This is a genomic window from Candidatus Nomurabacteria bacterium, from assembly GCA_020632395.1.
GTDB lineage: Bacteria > Patescibacteriota > Dojkabacteria > SC72 > JAHDCA01 > JACKFQ01.
This window is the reverse complement of record JACKFQ010000001.1, coordinates 1-20783: the sequence shown is the minus strand read 5'-3', so window position 1 is coordinate 20783 and position 20783 is coordinate 1. Positions and strand designations below refer to the sequence as shown.

Below are 20783 nucleotides of genomic sequence, written 5' to 3'. Positions count from 1 at the left end.
TACAGCTTCCCTAATCTGTTGAATAGTTCTCAACTATAAAAGGAGTAGTACTTTGGACAGGATCTGCTAGAACTACATCATGTAGAACATTTGGTCCAGTATTTTGGATGTTAATGTAATAATTGAATGAGTTGCCTGCGATGACAGGATCAACATCATCGGTTTTCGTTATAACAACCTTCGGTCTTATAAGTGCGTTTACGGCGACTAGTTCTGTTTTTTCACCATTTACAACTTGAACCTCAACACCGTTCGTAGGATCACTATCATTGTCCGGAGTTATACTCAGAAGTTGATAGTTCGAAGGGATACCACTTTCAATTACAGTATAAGTACCAGGTAAAAGACCGTTAACTTCTACCGTAGATCCACCAGTGACCTTAACAGTCTTACCGGTGTCATAAGTAAAGGTAAATTCCGCATCATCTTTTATTTGATTACCAAGAGAATCTTGTACTTCTTTAGTTATCTGTAGTGAGCCTCCAACCTGTCGGTTAGTAACTGTCAGTTGAGTAGCAACTCCTCCTGTGACATAGATCTGTGCACCGGGTGTAGTTGGATCCTCATCAATGCTGTATGAGTCCAATGCGTAATTTGCTGGAACTACCTCGTCGATTGTATATAGACCTGTTGGTAGATCATTGAAGGTTTTTGACCCTCCATCTGTTAAGAAAAATGTTTCGTTACCGAATTGGAATTGGAAATCGGCGGAGGTATCTAGAATATCCTCACCATTTGGGCCAACGACCTCCTTAGTTACTGTAAGTCCACCGATAGCACGAGTATTCTTGAATTCACAAATTGCATCTGTAGATACCGAACCAGATGCTACTGTAGCTGAACCAACACCGGACTGAGATTGTACACAGTTTGTACCTGAGATCGATTGTGGAATATAGCCCTCTTGTCCTACCTCAGCTATGGTATATGAAGTATCTTGTAGATTATCAATAACGATCGTGTCTGTGCCATCTCCATCACCAGTAATACAATAACGTGTTTTGCCAGCTACCACAGGTGTAATATCAAAGCAATAATCAGCAGCAGAAGTTTGATCTACAACAGGATCTCCCTGGCCATCTACAATAATCTTTGTGATAGTTATAGAGGGAAGTCGTTCGATATCTCTGACATTTATAGGAATATCAGAATTACCTCCAGTTACCATTCTCATATGCAATGATGAGCCACTCCACTCCGAGGCATCTAACCCAAGGACAGCATCAAGATATATTACTGATTTCGTCGCTGTAGCAGTAAATGAGAGGGTATAATCCCAACAAGTAGTACCCGAAGAACAAGTCACAGGTGAAAAACTACTTAGGGTCACTCCAGTAGCACCGACATCAGCAAGGACAGGAGTTGATCTATCAAACCTATCATATCCGATAAGAGGTCCATCTTGGTGGTCGATCTCAATAACCACACTGTATGGATTACCCGGTACAAGATTTTCAGAGGAAAGACGGGCAGGAACCTCATCACCCTCGGCATAACATCCTCCACCACCTTGACACAGATTGCCTGTGGTCCAGGTGCCACTTACTGGATTTTCATCAAAAACCAATCCTTCGAGGTCATGTTTTACAGGAGCATCTGCATATGCAGGGCTTACCATGGTCACCATGGTATACGCAGGAAGGAAAACACTCTGGAAAAGAATTGATAGTAATGAAAGAGACGAAAGCACTGAATAGAAGGGGAATTTCCTTAGATACTTATACATATTCTATGGGCTCTCATATTAATTGTAGATAACCAATGTATATTAGTACATTTTAGTTACTAGTACAAGGAATAGAAACACATCAACCACAAATATTACTTTATCAGACTACCAGCCATCTGACCTATATAGAAATATACCCGACACCATTGTCAATTCCCCACAAAGTCAGCAGTTATTCTAGATTGAATTCTACTCAACGCACAATTACAATTAGCTAACTATCGATAAGTTTTATCTTTTCAGAAATGCCAAGAAAGATCTACTACAGCCGTCCAATCACTATCAACAAAGTGTTACATACAAAAAATGATACGCAAATATCCAAACAATCCGAAAATTATATCGAAGTATCAACTTCAAATGAGAACAAACTCAGGGAGATCCGAAGGATCTTGAAGAAGTACGAGGTTATCGGGGTAGATCTAAATATTGAAGAAATACAAAGTTCGGACCCATACAAAGTGATATCAGAAAAGGCAAAAACTGCATTTGAAGCCAACGGCTACAATCCAATTCTTGTAGAAGACACATCGTTAGATATCAAAGGGTTAGATGGCAAACCCGGAACATATGTAAATGACTTCTGCTCTTCAGTAAACGGACGACGAATGATCGCTACTGAATGGTTAAAAGGGAAAGACAGATCAGCGATAGCACGAGTACTGCTCGGGATATTTGATGGAGTAGATGTCAAATATTGGGAAGGCACAGTTGTAGGCGAGATATCTGAAGAATTGCTTGGTAGTTATGGATTCGGTTGGGATGATATGTTCATTCCAGTTTCTGAGGATAATCCTCAGAAGAAAACTTTTGCTCAAATGTCAGCAGAGGAAAAGGATCGACTTTCTATGAGGCGAAAAGCTCTCAAAGCTTTCCAAAAAGATCCATTCAAATTCGGATACCCAGTCTATCAACTACCTGAACCGTACGAGCAGGAATTACAAAGAGTACAGCTAGACCAAATCACAGATGGCAAGGCTCGCAAATTTGCATACAAATTAGAATGTCTCGAATCCAACAACCGGATCAAGAAGGATATGACAGCAACAAAATATTCAAATATTCACAGAACTGATAATTCATACTTTACAAGATTTCTTTTAAATCCAAACACACCCAGTCTTGGGTTGATGCTCACCGATGTTGATAGAAAACACCTAAAACTGCAAAAGAATGGTGACCCATATCTATGGCAGATGGGCCCTGAACGTCGGCACCTTGCCCTAGTACAAAGAGCAGACTTCTTTATGAGACATCAGAATCCAAATGTTCATCAGATATTGGATAGATTGGATCAAGATCGAGAGAACTTTCCGAAGAGGAACAATCGAAGAAGTATCACACTCGAACATGCTCTAGGGATAGAAGGCTACTCTACTGTCACACAAACATTATCATTAAAAGAGATCGGTTATAAAAAGCTGTCCTCGCCTAATTATGCCAGTCGCAGTAGGTCATCAGATTCGGGTTTGTACACAATTATCGGCAAGCACGCCAGAAGCATATATGCCATAGGTTGTTTACCTTGGGTCTCAGGTTGGAGAGATGTGATAGTGACAGCCGCATTAGGTCACATGCCTGTCTTTGTACACCGCAATAATATCAACGCAATAGACTTCAACAATCAGATACGACTGATATCAGAATCAATAAGAACGATAAAAGAACTTGGATTACCTGAACTTGCGGAGAAACGAGCTCTAGGAAATATCGGTGCCGCATTGGGTTGCGATCCTAAAGAGGATCTTAGAAAGGCAAAGAGACTCTTCAAAGAAACTGGCACCAAACTATTTAGGATATATACGATCAATTCAGATCCGAGAGTGAAAGAAACAGCCCTAGCTTTGCGTCAGTATTTTGGGGATCAGATAGAGATATTTGTTGGTCAGATCGCCGACATGAAGCAGTGTTACGAATTGATCGCAAATGATATCCAGGTTGACGGACTTATCGCTGGACATGGAGGTGGGCGTCAGTGTACATCTGCAACAAATGGTATGGCGCTAACTACACTAGAGGAGTTATACAATTTGCTGATAAATAGAGATTTTAACAATACCACGATCATGGTTGAAGGAGGGATAGGTACTAGTGTGGGTGCGCTACTTGTGATGGGTGTTGATGGGATACTTCGAAATGCGCAGTTAGCAAGTTGTGTGATCGAACAGGGAGATCTATATTTTGAACATAGAAATGGAGAATTCTGCCAACCGTACCATGGGAGCGCAAGTGCACCAACAATGATAATCGAGTCATATCATAAGGATAATGCAAATAGCCGACTGTTCCCAAGTGGTCGCACAAAAAATGTCGAAGGGAAATCAGGATACATTTATTATAGGGAGAAGGCTAACTCGATGACATTTGATATTGATCAGTTCAAACATTATGCTGCTAGAACATTAGCGGATCTTGGAGTAGGCAGTATATGGGAATTAAGAGAATTCTTAGATAAGAATAATGATGAACTGTTGAGAATAGTTTCTGCCGATGCAGCTTATACAGCGAGTGCCTGGAGAGGTTGAAGGGAACAACGGTTACCATTCGATAGTATAAGGATAGCGTAAAGGGAACAACGGTTATCATTTGATAGTATAAGGATAGCGTGAATATTTTTATTGGAATAACTTTTTGAAATAACCGTCGAAAGCAAGTCTATACTGATAAACATACGAGTAATGTATTTTTGTATACATTTGTGTATATGTGATCATCGGATTATTAAATATTTAATTAACATTAAAGAGCAAATGATCAGAACCTTCCTTACAGTATTAATATTCCTAATCATCTCCCCACTCTTGGATCCCGCACTAGCTCAGGATAAAGGTTCCGAATACTATAAAGGAACAGTCAACGCAGTTATTGAAGAAGCAGAATACTATGATGAGGCACTTGATCTCGATAATATCTATCAAGAGCTTAAGGTACTGATCAAGACTGAAACTGGTGAAAAGTTGATCGATATCACAGTGGGCGATGAGTATCAATATAATCAGGTCAGATATAAAGTTGGTGATAAGGTTCTTGTACAAGGATCGAGCAGCTCAGACACAGGGTCAGATCTGATGTACTCTATACATGATTTCGATCGGTCCAGACCGTTACTGATATTGTTACTAGGATTTGTTGTTTTGACTCTCCTGATAAGTAAAACAAGTGGCCTACAGTCATTTCTAGGATTGATAATATCGATATTTGCTGTATTTGGGTTGATAATACCGGGGATCCTAAAGGGTTATGACCCGATCCTAATTTCTATACTTGTTGGGATATTCCTGATACCAACAACCTTCTATATTTCACACGGATTCTCGAGAAAATCTACACTTGCTGTTATCGGAACTGTCATTTCTTTACTTATCACCGGAATAATCGGCTCATTGTCCGTGAAAAGTAGTTATCTGACCGGGCAAGGACTCGAAGAGTCATTCTTCCTCCAAACACAAAGTGAGCAGAACATTAATATCGCAAACCTGATCATCGGAGGTATAATCATCTCATTGATCGGCATACTTGATGACGTTACCATATCTCAAGTTTCGATAGTTGAACAACTGAAAGATACAAATAGGGAGATCTCACCATCAGAGTTGTTCAGAAGAGCTATGACCGTAGGGAGAGACCATATATCATCGATCACAAATACCTTGATACTGACGTATAGTGGTGCCTCGATCCCGATACTGCTGATCTTCTCGCTCTCAAACACAACATTTAGCGAGGTTGTAAATCTTGAGATCGTTGCTGTTGAGATAGTAAGAACCTTAGTCGGCAGTATAGGATTGCTTCTGGCGATACCTATTACAACACTCATTGCCACGAGATCATTTGCAAAACGCTAAACAGGTTTATATCTTGAAGGTCTCTCATATAAGAAGTTTAGTATCTAAGATGCTAACAAACCAATTTTAGTTGTATCTTCGCTGTTAATCTTGGTAAATACGGGATCTGATCTGCTTTGATATAATAATCATATTAAGCTTGAACAGAGTAACAATATGAAAATCGGATTTATTGGTTATGGACGACATGCAAGAGCCAATCTATATCCTTCCATAAAGTTCTTGGGATACCAAATTCATGCCGTATGCACCACTAGTTTCAATTCTTCAAATCTAGGCGTTAAAGAGCAGGAGGCTCAGATCGCATACCAAGATCACAAAAAAATGCTTGAAAGCGAACAGCTCGATGCTGTTTTCATTTCTTTAGACCCTGCGAAACAAGCTGAGATCACTATCGATTGCCTAAGAGCAGGTGTAAATGTTTTTGTAGAGAAATCACCTGGAACTTCCCTATCAGATGCAAACAGTATCGTACAAGAAGAGCTTAACTCCAGTAAACTCGTGTTTGTCGGATACATGAAACGATATGCGCCAAGTTATCAAAAAATTTCTGAGTTGTATAAGAATGGTCAGATCGGAAAACTCATATCTATTGATGCCACTTTTTCATGTAGAAATTTCACCACTAATATTCGTGATTATCTCTATTTTGCGCCGATCCACTACATAAATTTGATACGTAGTTTCACAGATCAGATCAAAGACATAAAAGCCTTTGCAAATATTGTTGATGGACATTTTGCGATCACGATATCTGCGACCGATGTAAATGGCATATGCATCAATATTGATCTCAAAGCAACAGATTCATGGTCGAAACTGAATGAACAGATAATTTTGACAGGTACTAACGGATATCTGAAATTCAATAACAATGAGAACAAAGTGATCCATCATATCAATCCTCCTCGATCTGACAAACCTAGATGGCAGGTCTTAGATGAGATAGACACCATCTATGGATCAGTATCAACTACCGGATCGGGTGGTAACCAAGATCTTTATCTACGAGGTTTTATACCAGAGGTCGAAACATTTATGGATCTAGTACAACAGAAGATCGATATCAATATCACCGATGCAGTCGACAATCTAAATACTATAGATATGATCGAGAGGATCCTAGAGCAGGTATCATGATCCCATTAATCAGCTATGGTCAGTAGTTTTACCGTACTGACGGTGAAATAAACAGGCTTGTCTGTCATCATATCTATGGGAAATGTGGTGTTGGTGGGCGACGAGGGACTTGAACCCCCAACCCCCTCGGTGTAAACGAGGTGCTCTAGCCAGTTGAGCTAGTCGCCCAGTACGAGAGTGATTTTACATGGTTGAAATGTCTTATGCAACCAGCTAACTTATAGTCAGAATGTGAATACCTCTAGTTATACCCTTATCCGCCATGAGTAATAAATCTGCAAATCGACAATACCCATACTATCATCCTTAATATAATCTTTTCGATGTATCCTCAGATCTTCTTGATACATTTGTTTTTCTAAATGATCAATTTTCTGATACTCTACTATCATGGAAAATTCTATCCAATATACTAATCGACCTTTAACGGAAGAAGAGATCGACATACTTGTCGAGGAGATCAAACATATCCCAGGAATTGTGTATATGCCACGCTTCCTACTCAGGCGTATATCAAATTCGGTTGTAGCAACTTGTGACGGTGAATTTTGTGGGGCGTGTTCAAATTACCATATCAAAAGGGATATCTATAAACTTGGACCTCTACTGGTTCGTGCTAAGTACCGAAAAATGGGTATAGGGAAGGAGTTGCTAAACCGTTCTTTCAAAGCCCTTGAAAGTAAGACTGTTTATGCAGGAACTTCAAATCCTTCGCTGTGGAATGTACTGACCGACAATGGTTTTGTACAACACCCCCTGATACGATTACCTTTAATTGTGAAGTTCTTTCTTATCATATATCTCTCAATATTCCTGTCTCCTCAGTTCCTTTTGGAGGCCAAACGAAAGGGTCGACTTTATCCCAGAAAAGAGTATCGACATTATATTAAGCCTCAACAAACAAGGGGTTCCCAAATCTGAACCTGTGTTAGAAGAAGTTTCTTTCCAAATGATATCTAGCTGTAGCTGACGCATGTTTAGATCCTTTGTATCTAGTGAAAAAGCCACCGATCCATAAGAACTATATTTAGTAGAAAATATTCAAAACAGTCTACAATTATCTGTATATACTTATACTCTATTCTCATCAGTGTCAGGAGGGATAATTATGCACATTGATACTATTGCAGGGTTATCATCATTATCTGTTACACACATTATATCGAGACCTACCATTCGTAACGCTCTAGCAACCATATACAATCCTAAACGCCAACTATGCGAACCCATATTACCATAACCAGCAGATACAGGGAGATCGAAGATTGCACTTGAACCTGGAAAGTGACTCCTCGCTATATCGTTCAGAGGATTGGAGATAACCAATACCTTTCCATGAGGCATATCGATACAATTCACTGAAATTGTACTACCTTCTGGACTATACTTACGAGTATTTGTAAGTAATTCAACTATTGCATAGTTAACTACTGGCACCACGACCCTAATTCCCGATAAAGAAAACCAATTGTCACAACTTACTCTTCGATTACCTATATAAGCCATTCCTACTACACGTTCTAGAAGAGATTGTTGCGCTTGATCACCTACATTATCCATCACTTCGTAGTATTCTTTTTGGGGTGGAGGCTGTCCTAATAACATTCTCATAACACTATAACTATCAGTCAAGCCGTGTTCTAAAGGACCTACTATCCCAGGTAGGTAACTCACAATACTAGGATCCTGTGTGCTTAAAGTCTGTATAAAATATAAATTCGATAATCCGTGTCGAAGATCATGAAATAGTGCAGAAAGTGTCTTATCATTTATTGTTTGTATTGCCGAAATTATCGCTTCGTGCATAATTGAAATTATTGTTTGATAAGAGCCGCTCAATACAGATAACTGAAGGTGCTCATCAACATTGCTCCTGACAATAACCATTAGTGATGCAGAAAAAACAGGAAAAACGTCCTGAATTGCAACACCTCTAAAATGGTCATCAATAAGTCTAGCGACCAGCTGTGACCTCAAATCAGATATTTTTTGTTCTGTTTGAATTAGAAATATAAAGTTGTTAGAACCGTCTTGGTCCGTCACAATCTCAAGGCATGCTTGAGCAGAAGATTGTAATAGTACCGTCGGATCTTGAATTTCGGGAGGAGTATAACCAGACAGTTCTTTTTGTATACGTTGTAAGTGTTTAGCAGATAGTAACTCTCCAACTGATTGGGGTGGAGTATCAGCTCCTTGACAAAGAATATCCCCAGTAACACCCATTTTAGAAGTAGTAAATTCACATGGTGCCGAGGACAGGACTTGAACCTGCACAGGCCGTAAAGCCCACTACCACCTCAAGGTAGCGTGTCTGCCAATTCCACCACCTCGGCATATATAACGATGTCATTATATCCCTAACACTGTGGATGATACAACCATTTTTTTGAGTAGACAAGCATATTGGTATGCACCGGTGCTTAGATATCATATAATCAACATATCAGATAAGTTATTTTTCAATATTTATGAAAAGCATATCAATCAATACATCAACTGCAAGAAACCTGCTCATCTCTGCAGTAGCAGTTATTGCCCTGATCATCTTGCTTTTAAATTCTGCATTTACAGTACAGTACGGTACGGTCGCTGTATTGACCAGATTTGGTGAGATCATAGGTGATGTAAACACACCCGGTCTACATTTCAAAATCCCCCTTATTGACCAAGTGTTAAGATATCGAACTCAGAAAGTTGTTTATGAGACTTTGTCTGTCACGCCCTACTCAAACGCGTCAAATGCTGATTATCAAGACGTACAGGTCGATACTAACACCAAAGATGGTCAGCAAGTTTCTATCAGATATACAGTCAGATTTGCTATAGATCCGGATAAGATCAAAGATGTTGCAACTTCCCTTGGAACTGAAGCGGAGGTGGTAGAAAAGATCGTTAAAACTGATTCTAGAATTTGGGTTAGACAGATACCTAGAAGCTATTCAGCCAATGAGCTATATACTGGCAATATCGATATAGTTGCTGAGGAGATCGCTAAACGTCTCAAGCCAATCTTCGAAAAAAATGGCTTGATATTAGACGAGTTTGGTATTCGTGCCATCCAATTCACTGATGATTACATAGGAGCTATTGAACAGAAGCAGATCGAGGCAGAAAAGGTCAAGACTGAAGAGTTCAAGGCTCAACAAGAAGAATTTAAAAAGGAGGCGTTGATAACTAAAGCAGAGGGTGAATCTGAGGCACAGAGGTTGCAAGAAACTACTTTAACAGATAATCTGATCAAGAAGTTGTACATCGAGAAATGGAACGGTGTACTACCCGAGGTATCAGCTGGAAGCGATACTGGATTGATCTTAGATCTAAATAGTACAAAATAATGAAAATCACAGGACTGTCCGCTAGAGAGATCCTTGACTCACGAGGGATCCCCACGATCGAAGCTACGATCGAATTAGATGCGAGGTATCAAGCTAAAGGAGCTGTACCCTCTGGAGCATCTACAGGTACTACCGAAGTATTAGAACTTCGGGATGGTGATCCTTCAAGATATTTCGGTAAAGGGACTCTTTCCGCGGTTAGGTCTGTTGTGGAGAATATTGCACCCGCTCTAATAAATAAGGAGTTCAACACCCAGAAAGAACTAGATGAATATCTCATACAGTTAGATGGGACCGAACAGAAAGGTTCCTTGGGGGGAAATTCGATCCTTGCTGTGTCGATGGCTTTCTGCAGGGCTAGTGCGATGACTATGAATATGCCTCTTTACGAATATTTTGCACGAATATTTTGGGGTGAAGAGTTCTCTACAAGAAAGTACAAGATGCCTACTCCCATGATACTTATAATGGAGGGAGGAAAACATGGAAATTGGGCTACGGATATTCAGGAGTACATGATAATACCTGATCAGAAGAAGTTCACATCGTACAGTGAATGCGTGCGTGTTGGAGCAGAAATATTCAAGGCAACACATGACCTACTGATACAGAAAGGTTATGCAGGGACAGTTGGATTTGAGGGTGCATTTGCCCCTATCCAGATAAGATCTAACCATGAGGCCTTTGATCTGATCCTTCAAGGCGTTACATTAGCTGGTTACAAGCCCGGAACTGACATCACTCTTGCAATGGATATAGCAGCATCAGAATTTTTTAATAAGGAAACTGGTTTGTATGACCTCAGAAGAGAAGATAAGGAATTGACAGGTCCTCAATGGATCGACCTGCAAAGGGAATGGATCGGGAAGTATCCTATCAGCAGTATAGAAGATGGTTTCCATGAGGAGGACTGGGATATGTGGGTCAGATTCACTGACGAATTCGGAAGTGAGCTACAGATAGTTGGGGATGATCTACTTACTACAAATGTTAAGAGAATACGGAAAGCAATCGAGCTTGATGCTGTTAATTCAGTACTGATCAAACTTAATCAGATCGGGACAGTCACAGAGACTCTCGATGCGATAAAACTTTCTACAGAAGTTGGATATTCTGCAGTGATCTCACATCGTGGTGGAGAAACAAACGATGATATGATAGCAGATCTGGTTGTTGGGACATCCGCCGATCAAACAAAATTTGGCGGACCAGATCGAGGTGAAAGGCTGGCAAAATACAATCGTATGATGGAGATCGAAGAAGAACTACAACAGGTCAAGATCTAATCGGGAGATCCTCACGATCTCATCAAACATATCACATATCACCTGATAATATCTTCACAGAGTCTCAACGCTACTTTTTTGCCAAACAAGCCTTCACAAATCCCATAAATATTGGGTGTGGTTGTATCAGTTGAGATTTCAGTTCGGGATGATACTGTGTGCCAACAAAGAACGGATGTACCTCTTTTGGTAGTTCGATAGCTTCTACGAGCATATCATCCGGACTGGTACCAGAGATCACTAATCCGGCATCTGTCAAACTCTTGCGATAATCGTTATTGAACTCATATCTGTGTCTGTGTCGTTCCTGAACCACAGGGAGGTTTTGATACAGGTCATTTTTGTACTCCTTGTAAAGAGAGTGTAGAAGGGTTCCTTTCACAACCTTACATGGGTATGCACCAAGTCTGATCGTGCCACCGTACTGTTGTTTCTTTATTAGCTTTTTCTGAGCCTCCATCAGATGGATAACTTGATCTGGAGAATCTGGGTCGACCTCTTCTGAATTTGCTTTTTTCAATCCGAGTAAATTACGAGAGTATTCGATAACAGCCATCTGCATACCATAACATAGGCCCAAATACGGGATCTTTTGCTCTCTTGCTAGTTGTACTGCTTTTAATTTCCCTTCTGCTCCTCTACTCCCCCAACCTTGAGGAACGATCATCCCATCAAGTTCTTTCATTCTCTTTGACATAGAACCTTTTCCATTAAACTCATCAGCTACGAACCATTCCACCTGCGCTTCTACACCAAATTCCCATGAAGCATGCTTTAATGCCTCAAGCACAGAAACGTATGAGTCCTGTAGGTCAAAATCCCCACTCTTAAAATACTTCCCAACCACCCCTATTTTGATGGTGTTTTTAGCGGATGTGATCTTTTGATACTTATCTGCCCACTTTGTATACATACGACCCCGTCTCTTTCCCTCTATCTGGAGTAAATGTAAGAGTGACTTGGTGATATTATCTTTCTCAAAATTCAATGGAACTTCATAGATATTATCAATGTCTGGAGCTGAAATTACCTGCTCTTTAGGAACAACACAGTATCGGCTTAACTTCTCACGACGGATATCATCGATCGGTACTCTGGCTCGTGCGATGATGAAATCAGGATTGATACCTGCTTCATTAAGTAGTTTAACCGATATCTGTACCGGCTTACTTTTCATCTCACCAAGTGTACCAGGGATAGGCAGATATGAAACGTGCATATGCACTACGTCATGATGATTCATCGCCTTCATGATCCTGTTGGCTTCCAAGAAGATCGACTGTCCCATTTCCCCAACGGTTCCACCGATCTCGATCACAACAACCTCTGCGTCATCCTTTTCGCCTACCTCTTCTATCCAGTTGATTATCTCGTGAGGTACATGACTGTCCATACTCACCCATCGTCCATCATACTTCAACGATCGTTCCTTATCTAAGACACGTTTGAAGATAGCACCCGCTGTTACAGAGTTTGGGCGTGAAAAGATCTGTCCAATAAATCTTTCATAATGCCCCATATCCATATCCGTCTCAAATCCATCTTCCAAGACAAAAGTTTCTCCGTGCTCAAGGGGATTCATTGTTCCTGCATCAATATTGAGATACGGATCAGCTTTGACCATGGTCACTTTAACTCCATAAGATCTGAGTAAGAAACCTACTGATGCAGAAGCGATACCTTTACCGACCCCTGATATCACCCCACCAGAGATAAATACATATTTCCTGTTCATGAATTCAAAGATATAGATTAAAAAAACTAAAGAACATTCTAATCAAACTATTTATTTATTCCAATATGCCCTCATAAGTGCCGTCAGGACAACATATATCCCGTTATATAGAAAATAGGGTAATATATACTCAAAATAATCGTATTATACCAAGACATCTGTGGCATCCGTTGACACGATCCTGAAAATATCTGATGATATAAATCCACCTCAAAACATGGATAATCCACTTTACATCTTTCCTAAAACCTTTGTAGATATGTGTTTTTGGCTTTACAAAGAGAGTTTTGGATCTCGCTCTAGGCTATTGATATCTTGTCCAGAAAGAAATTCACCCTTCTGATACTGAACTAATCCCGCTATCCCGATCATAGCAGCATTATCCCCACGATATCTTCGAGGTGGGTAGTAAAAACCTACAGAGAAGTTTTTCGCAACTTTTCTCATCCCTCTGATCATGCGAACATTGTTAAAGACACCTCCTCCAACCAATATGCTTTCAATGTCTCGGTTTTGTTCTAGAGCGGACTCAACTTTTATACTTATGGATTCTACAACCTTGTAAACAAATTCAGAACAGAAAGCATTGACCCACTCTTTATCCTTTCTCCCTGATTCTCGCAGAGATCTGATCTTATACAAACATGCGGTTTTAAGGCCCGAATAACTGAAATTAAGATCCCTAGATCTTTCCATCGGAACGGGTAGGTCAAAAGACTCTGCTTGCTCTTTTGTTGCTTTTTCGGCGAATTCTGAGACAATGGGTCCCCCAGGATATCCAAAACCCAACATTCTGCCGACCTTATCAAAGGCCTCTCCTGCAGCATCATCCAATGTCCAACCAAGTTTTAGATACTCACCCGGCATGAACGAGTACACCAACTCTGTGTGTTTACCCGATGCTAGTACACCAAGAGCAGGAAAAACTGTCTCTATAGAGTCTTCTACTTGACCTGCACCCAGGCTATTTAGAAGTAAACTAGATAAAAAGTGTCCTTCCATATGATTAACGGGAACAAGAGGAAGATCACGATCAAGCGCTAAGTTCTTTGCGAACTCAATACCAACCTCTAGGTCTATGGCAAGTCCTGGCCCCTGTGTGACTGCGATAAGGTCTATCTCACTTTCAACAACATTTGCTCGTGTCAAAGCTTCGTTGTATGCAATACCGATATTCTCTTGATGAGCACGTCTTGCGATATCAGGAACCACTCCACCCCACTTCTTGTGTAATTCAACCTGGGAGGAAACTATACTAGACAAGACTTTTCGTCCATCTAGCACTGCAACAGAGGTATCATCACAACTGGTATCAATAGCTAAAATGATATTTTGGGATCGGGCTTTAGTCGTTGTCATATACTTTTATATCTCTTTCATTTAATTCTAAATATTCAAAATCAACCTTCAGTATCTTCATATGATACTCTTCAACCATAGCAAGAAGCTGTTGATAGAATTTATCAGCCCACTCCACTGCGATGACATTACCCTTTTCAAGATAACGTGTTATCCCTGTTCGGATCAATTCACTCTCACCATCAACCCTCCAAGTATCCATATGTATTAATTTACCTTTATGATGTCCAAAGTTATAATCATACTCATCGATTATAGTGAAAGTTGGAGAAGATATGGTTTCATTGATCTTTAGATATCGTGCGATCCCCTTTGTAAACTGCGTCTTTCCTGCGCCTAGATCACCCCTTAACGCAAGGATCAGAGGCTGTTTCAATGGGATATCAAGATATCTTAGCATCACCAAAGATCCAAAATCGATCGTCTCACCTGCATTCTTTGTATGAGCACGAAGCACCAACTTATCATCATTGATATCTTGATCAAATCTCAAACTACCCTGTCTCATAACATTCATATTATTTAGGGTAGTATCAACAACAGTAGATGGATCATTCTTAGGGAGAACACCTGCATCAATGATAAGATCCAGATGCCCTTTATATTTTTCGGGTAGATCATTCAACAGTGCCGAAACTGAGTAAGGTCGAGGTTTATAGGACATATTTGCGCTGGTAGAGGTTACTGGACGACCCAATTTCCTTACAATGTCGAGAATAAGTTCATGATCAGGGATTCGGATACCCAAGGTTCCGTATTCGGATTCTACACCATTTGCGACTTTGCCTTTACCCTTTGAAACAACTGTAATAGGGCCAGGTAGATAGTTTTCATAAAGATTTTGAGCTATGTCGTTGATCTCCACATACTCACTAGCCATGTTTGCATCGCAGACAGCCACAGAAAGAGGCTTACCTTCTCTACGAGACTTATACTCCATCAATCGATCAACAGCCTTCTGATCAGTTGCATCTACACCGATCCCGTAACACGTTTCTGTAGGGTACACGACAATACCACCTGAATTCAGGGTCTTTACAGCTTCAGCAATGATCGTATTTCGATCTTTTTCGCTAAATTTGAGGATGTTCATACATGCACGGCATTATATTACATAACTAGTCCAATTGACCATTCGAGATATTTGGATCTTAACGATCTCACCCCAAGAATGTGAATATAGTAATTATTTGGGAAATTTGCTTGACAAGCTTCTACCCAGAGGATAGAGTGTAAGTAGGTCCTCACGAACCTCGTGTGTGAGTGTCGCTCACCTTCGGGTTTGCGCCACTGGTAGTTCGGTTTCTACCACCGACTGCACTTCGGTGCTTTCGGTCGCACTTCAGACCACCCTCACGGGTGGTTTCGTGTTTTTTATAGTCATAACTATCATCACCAACCATTACCGAATTGATATGTGACCAATCTCACTTTACTGTTGGGCATCAGGATGTATCTAATTGATATTGATTAGTTATCCTCAATGTGTATAATCAGATACCTGAGCACTTGTTCAGATATATTAATTATTTATAATCATAAACATGGCAGTAACATTCACAGATGCTACGTTTGAGGACGATGTTTTAAAAGCAGAAGGCCTTGTTCTCGTAGACTTTTGGGCTGCATGGTGTGGTCCTTGTATCATGTTAGGTCCAACCATTGAAGAGATCTCAGAGGAGATGGGCACAAAGGTCAAAGTTGGTAAGTTGAATGTTGATGAGAATCAACAAACTTCATTCAAATATCAAGTTATGAGTATCCCAACAGTGATTCTTTTCAAGGATGGCGAACCTGTACAAACATTTATTGGTGTACAGCCAAAACAAGTTTATGTTGATGCGATCGAGAAGGCTGGTGAGTAGAAATTGAAGTGCTTTTCAGAATAATCCCTTCTGATTGATTAGTTGCCCTTAAGCATATTCAATCTAGAAGCAAAGAGACAGAGCTACTATATCAATACTAGCCTAGAATATGGGATATGGGAGCAGAAACACCTAGTTCTTCTGCAGAACAAACGGCAGCCGATAGGTCAGAAGTGCAGATGAAAGGAATTCCAATGACTGTGGGTGATCTTCATCGCTGTGTTCGTGTACAACTTGCTTCTGCAACAGATGGATCTGATGGAACTCCAAGTCAATTCCACGAAGACGTTTTAGAACCATATATTGGCTTTCTGCAATTTTTGCAAGAGAGATTTCGAGATAAAGATCCAGATACAATAACTGTTGGTCTTCCTCCAAGGGAGTTGATGAATTACCAGCGAGACCGATTGCTTCCTGACTTTTCTGTTTCTTTATGGTTAAGAAGCACAAGACATGGTCAAGAGTATAAAGTTCCCCCTTATACAATAAATAGGTTATTACAAAACTTCGGTGCTGTTCTGGATAGAGAGTTCAGGTCATTGGAGTCATCACCGGATGAAAAAGATAATCAAATACAATGGGAGGAACTAGTTATAGAGTTTTTGACTCAAGAATTTTATGCGACCAGTGAAGCATTAGATGAACTAGATGTTCTACATCACATGAGTTATGGATACAGGACTTTAGAACACATACTCCATCAACTCCACGATATTGGAGCCGAGAATCCTGACACAAGTGCACTATTTAAGGAGATCGTAGCGCGCGCGATTATTTACGAGATGTTTGAAACGTATCTCAATAATTGGCATACTGCACAAAAAAGAAGTGAGCAATTAGCTCACTGGATCACCTTTGCAAGACATGCCTTACATATACTTCCTGCAACTTTAGTTGCAACTGCACAAACAGGTCACCCGTGGTACCTACCAATCATTCTATATTTAATGTTCGAGAATTTTGGTACTAGAAGGAAGGAATCTGGAGAAGGGTAAGAGTATGGAATCCCTGTATTATATGCTCTGTACAAGATTCCGATATTCGGCAGTTTGATAAATCACAGATACCCCCGGAAATTAAAGATCTCTCTACTCGAAGCATGACGGATCATTGACCCAATAGAAACTGCTCGTAGGGACTACCTTTGCAGAAGAAAGATGTAACCTGATTTACATCAAATTTACATCAAATTCTGATATACTCCTTCGACAGTAATTTCAATTGAGAACACATAGCTATGATCGAACAAAAAAGTCTAATAACTCGAATATCAGAATACTTCGTCACTCATTACAGAATAGCTGTACTAATTTTCATTCTGATATTAAGTATCGGTAGTTACGCCTACACTACCCTACTACCAAGAGAGGGTTTCCCTTCTATCAGTTTTCCTATCGCCTCAGTAAATATTGCCTACTTTGTCGATGATGCTGAAAAGTTCAATGACGAGATATTGACTCCAATCGAAGATCGACTCGAAGATCTACCATATGTGGATGGGTTCTCATCAAGCACAGACGGCAACATTGGTAATCTGTTCATACGATTTGAACAGGATATAACTTCGGAGGACGGTGCTGATAAGTTAGATGCTGAGATACTAGACCTCCAACTCCCTAGCAATGCCCAAGCTATCGTAACGCCTATAAATGTTGATTCCGTTGATAATGTGAGCGATATATTGATAGCGCTAACATCAGATCCGAATAACGAGGATGAGTTATTATCCACAGCGGAAATGCTTAAGCAGACACTGATAGACGAGGAACAGATCTCAGGTGTTACGCTATACTCTAATCAGGTCGAGAGAACAGATCCTCAGACTGGTACAAAATTTATCTCTAAAGAGAATTTTTATAGTATCGGATATCCAGCTGACGACGGAATTAGGACAGAACAGGCTGTTCTACTAGGTATTGAGACGGTCGATCTAAGTACAACTGAAACTTCTGAACTTGTCACGTCGGTCATAGATAAGCTGAAAGATGATGGAGTGCTTGATGGATACAACATTGTTTATTCGGGCGACCTTGCAGCAACAGTTAAAGACCAGATCTCGGTCTTAGAATCAAATTTCCTCTCGGGGATGGTTGCGGTTGTGGTTGTTCTAGTGCTATTAGTAAGCCTCCGTGCGTCTATTGTTGGACTGTTATTCATTCCAACTGTTCTCACAGGTACTTTCGTAGTGATGGAATTTCTTGGAGCCACGCTAAATGTGATCTCACTATTTGCTTTGGTGTTGGCATTAGGTCTTTTCGTGGATGATGCGATCGTAGTGATCGAAGCGATCGATCGCAATAAAAAGGAAGGGATAAAAGGGATCAAGTCAGTTACTCAGGCAATCGAAGATATCGGAATAGCCGATGTTATGGGTACATTAACGACAGTTCTTGTATTTGCACCTATGCTCTTTATATCAGGGGTCTTAGGTGAATTCATTATAGAATTACCTAGAACTATTATAATTTCACTCTTGTTGTCATTACTATTCGCACTGACACTCACTCCCCTAGCTACATACTATCTGATCCCTACTAGGAAAAAAAAGGAAAAGAAGAACATAATCTCCAAGATAGAGAGCATATTATCCATACCATCAGATGCTATGTACAGATTAGGTGAGAAAGTGGGTAATCTAACCAAAAAGACTTTGGACAGCAAGCTACTGAGTATCATCGTACTAGTGCTAACTGTCGGGCTATTAGGTATCGGAATGCAGTATGGACAGAAGTTATTTAGTGAAAGATTCAATCCTTTCCCTGAGGTGGATGATGCCGAGCAACTTTCATTTACCATCTTGTTCCCTGAAGGCACCACTGTGGATGAAGCTGGAACGAGATACGACAATTTGATTGAAGAGCTTCCCGAAGATGTCACTGCAGAGATCGAGCGAATCGATCTATTCAGTGCAAATAACCGAGGAGTATCTGGCAACATCGAGTTGACCCCTATGAGAGATCGCGAGATAACAGCTGTTGAACTAGCAACGAAAGCAAATGAAGCTTCTGAAGGTCGTGAGCTATTGGATGTCACTTTCAGGGTTATCGGTGCAGGTCCCCCACCAAGCGATTATCCTTTTTTAATGCAAGTTTATGCGGAAGACACCGAGACACTACAGCAGATAACTGATGATATTACTATTTTATTGGGTGATCTAGATATTGATGGGGAGAAAGTTACAGATGTAGTAGTATCCGGTCTCGAAAGGCTTCGCAAACAGGATGGGAGAAGATTTGCAGAGATCCAAGCAAAATTGACAGACCCCGAGAACACAACCCTTATCTTAAATCTCCAGGAAGAGGTGAAGAACGAATTCGACAAAGGGAAACTTGATCAATACGGTTTGGATGAAGATGCCTTAGGTTTCGACCTAGGTCAACAATCGGACAATCTGGAGTCATTCCAGTCTCTCGGATTGATCGGAATAATAGCGATCGCAGCAATGTATATTCTCCTTGTAGCCAGATTCGACTCATTCTCACAACCGTTCTTGATCATTGCTGTAGCCGTGATACTTGCCCTACCAGGCGTTTTCATCGGCCTTTGGACCACGGGGAACTACATGAGCTTCCTCGCAGCGATCGGAATGATCGGGTTGATCGGTATAGTGGTTAACAATACCATCATGCTAGTAGATTTCGCTAACAGATTCATCGGTGAGGGTCATACACCCAAGGAAGCAATGAGCGAGTCTATCAAAAGAAGATTCAGACCTCTTGTGACGACTACCATAACAACATTTGCAGGTCTATTACCGCTTGCCTTGAACGATCCTTTCTGGGAGCCGATCTCTTTCACTATCATCTTTGGTTTGTTGACTAGTACACTATTGGTAATATTTGCTTTCCCACTAGTGTTTGTAGCGAATGAGTGGCTGAGAGGGAGGAAAAAGATGTTGTTCTATGGCTTAGGGTTGCTAGTTTTGTTAGTAATAATATTTGTGTAATTGGGGTATAGAGCTTGGTATACGAGTCGTGGGATGTTCAGGTTAGATTTGGATCCTATACCTATCTACTACTGGATTGAACTAGCGAATACGGGGTTGAGTTGGTGATTACTAGGTTGAGGTAGCGATTGCGGGGTTGAGGGTAGCGATTGCGGGGTTGAGGTAGTGATTGCGGGGTTGAGGTAGCGATTCGGGGTTGAGGTAGCGATTGCGGGGTTGAGGTAGCGATTCGGGGTTGAGGTAGCGATTGCGGGGTTGAACTTGAAATCCAATGAGTACACCAGACAACAACCGAATGATCCCTGAATAAACCTCGAAGAACATGGGATGATGACCATTTGCTACTTTTTGCGTTTCTATTGCTAAACAACCTAGCATTTTGATATACTTCTGGGACGACTTACAAACAAGCTGGGGTGGTAGTTCAGCTGGTTAGAATAACGCACTGTCACTGCGTAGGTCGCGGGTTCGAATCCCGTCCACCCCGCCAGTTATCGCTTAATCGGACTTCACGAATCTTTGTCAAATCGACAATTACGGGAT

Annotated in this window: 14 protein-coding genes and 3 tRNA genes; 10 read left to right on the top strand and 7 right to left on the bottom strand. The window is 40.7% G+C overall.

Annotated elements, in window-relative coordinates; translation table 11 throughout:
- Positions 1–10: 10 nt before the first annotated feature.
- Positions 11–1726, bottom strand: coding sequence for a hypothetical protein (locus tag H6763_00085; protein MCB9803214.1), 1716 nt, complete (start codon positions 1724–1726; stop codon positions 11–13).
- 248 nt (positions 1727–1974) lie between these two features.
- Between H6763_00085 and H6763_00080 the strand changes: the two genes are divergently transcribed.
- From H6763_00080 to H6763_00070, 3 genes are all read left to right on the top strand, one after another.
- Positions 1975–4254: a hypothetical protein gene (locus H6763_00080; protein MCB9803213.1), complete on the top strand. Its 2280-nt coding sequence runs from the start codon at positions 1975–1977 to the stop codon at positions 4252–4254.
- Between the two features lie 225 nt (positions 4255–4479).
- Positions 4480–5574, top strand: coding sequence for a YibE/F family protein (locus H6763_00075; protein ID MCB9803212.1), 1095 nt, complete (start codon positions 4480–4482; stop codon positions 5572–5574).
- Between the two features lie 156 nt (positions 5575–5730).
- Positions 5731–6714: a Gfo/Idh/MocA family oxidoreductase gene (locus H6763_00070; GenBank protein MCB9803211.1), complete on the top strand. Its 984-nt coding sequence runs from the start codon at positions 5731–5733 to the stop codon at positions 6712–6714.
- 91 nt (positions 6715–6805) lie between these two features.
- On the opposite strand, the gene H6763_00065 is transcribed toward H6763_00070, so the two are convergent.
- Positions 6806–6882, bottom strand: a tRNA-Val gene (locus H6763_00065).
- A 222-nt stretch (positions 6883–7104) separates the two neighbouring features.
- On the opposite strand from H6763_00065, the gene H6763_00060 reads away from it, so the two are divergent.
- The gene (locus tag H6763_00060) at positions 7105–7635 is read left to right on the top strand and encodes a GNAT family N-acetyltransferase (GenBank protein ID MCB9803210.1); all 531 of its coding nucleotides are present in this window, start codon (positions 7105–7107) and stop codon (positions 7633–7635) included.
- A gap of 150 nt (positions 7636–7785) precedes the next feature.
- Here H6763_00060 and H6763_00055 read toward each other — a convergent pair whose 3' ends face one another.
- Positions 7786–8937, bottom strand: a complete 1152-nt coding sequence (locus H6763_00055) for a sensor histidine kinase (GenBank protein MCB9803209.1) — start codon at positions 8935–8937, stop codon at positions 7786–7788.
- A gap of 21 nt (positions 8938–8958) precedes the next feature.
- Positions 8959–9047 (bottom strand) — tRNA-Leu (locus tag H6763_00050).
- Between the two features lie 135 nt (positions 9048–9182).
- Between H6763_00050 and H6763_00045 the strand changes: the two genes are divergently transcribed.
- Entirely contained in the window at positions 9183–10049 is an 867-nt protein-coding gene (locus H6763_00045; protein MCB9803208.1) for a prohibitin family protein, read from the top strand.
- On the top strand, positions 10049–11335 hold the full coding sequence (eno, locus tag H6763_00040; protein MCB9803207.1) for a phosphopyruvate hydratase: 1287 nt from the start codon (positions 10049–10051) through the stop codon (positions 11333–11335). The genes H6763_00045 and eno overlap by 1 nt, the downstream gene beginning before the upstream one ends.
- Positions 11336–11405: 70 nt before the next feature.
- Here eno and H6763_00035 read toward each other — a convergent pair whose 3' ends face one another.
- The 3 genes from H6763_00035 to H6763_00025 all read right to left on the bottom strand — a co-directional run bounded on the left by H6763_00035 (position 11406) and on the right by H6763_00025 (position 15522).
- Entirely contained in the window at positions 11406–13070 is a 1665-nt protein-coding gene (locus tag H6763_00035) for a CTP synthase (GenBank protein ID MCB9803206.1), read from the bottom strand.
- A 273-nt stretch (positions 13071–13343) separates the two neighbouring features.
- On the bottom strand, positions 13344–14429 hold the full coding sequence (tsaD, locus tag H6763_00030) for a tRNA (adenosine(37)-N6)-threonylcarbamoyltransferase complex transferase subunit TsaD (protein ID MCB9803205.1): 1086 nt from the start codon (positions 14427–14429) through the stop codon (positions 13344–13346).
- On the bottom strand, positions 14416–15522 hold the full coding sequence (locus H6763_00025) for a threonylcarbamoyl-AMP synthase (GenBank protein MCB9803204.1): 1107 nt from the start codon (positions 15520–15522) through the stop codon (positions 14416–14418). The genes tsaD and H6763_00025 overlap by 14 nt, the downstream gene beginning before the upstream one ends.
- Before the next feature lie 451 nt (positions 15523–15973).
- Here H6763_00025 and trxA point away from each other — a divergent pair, with 451 nt between their 5' ends.
- The 4 genes from trxA to H6763_00005 all read left to right on the top strand — a co-directional run bounded on the left by trxA (position 15974) and on the right by H6763_00005 (position 20730).
- The gene (trxA, locus tag H6763_00020; GenBank protein MCB9803203.1) at positions 15974–16294 is read left to right on the top strand and encodes a thioredoxin; all 321 of its coding nucleotides are present in this window, start codon (positions 15974–15976) and stop codon (positions 16292–16294) included.
- Positions 16295–16410: 116 nt separating this feature from the next.
- On the top strand, positions 16411–17289 hold the full coding sequence (locus tag H6763_00015) for a hypothetical protein (GenBank protein ID MCB9803202.1): 879 nt from the start codon (positions 16411–16413) through the stop codon (positions 17287–17289).
- A 242-nt stretch (positions 17290–17531) separates the two neighbouring features.
- Positions 17532–20240, top strand: a complete 2709-nt coding sequence (locus H6763_00010; GenBank protein ID MCB9803201.1) for an efflux RND transporter permease subunit — start codon at positions 17532–17534, stop codon at positions 20238–20240.
- Positions 20241–20653: 413 nt separating this feature from the next.
- Positions 20654–20730 (top strand) — tRNA-Asp (locus tag H6763_00005).
- Positions 20731–20783: the final 53 nt, after the last annotated feature.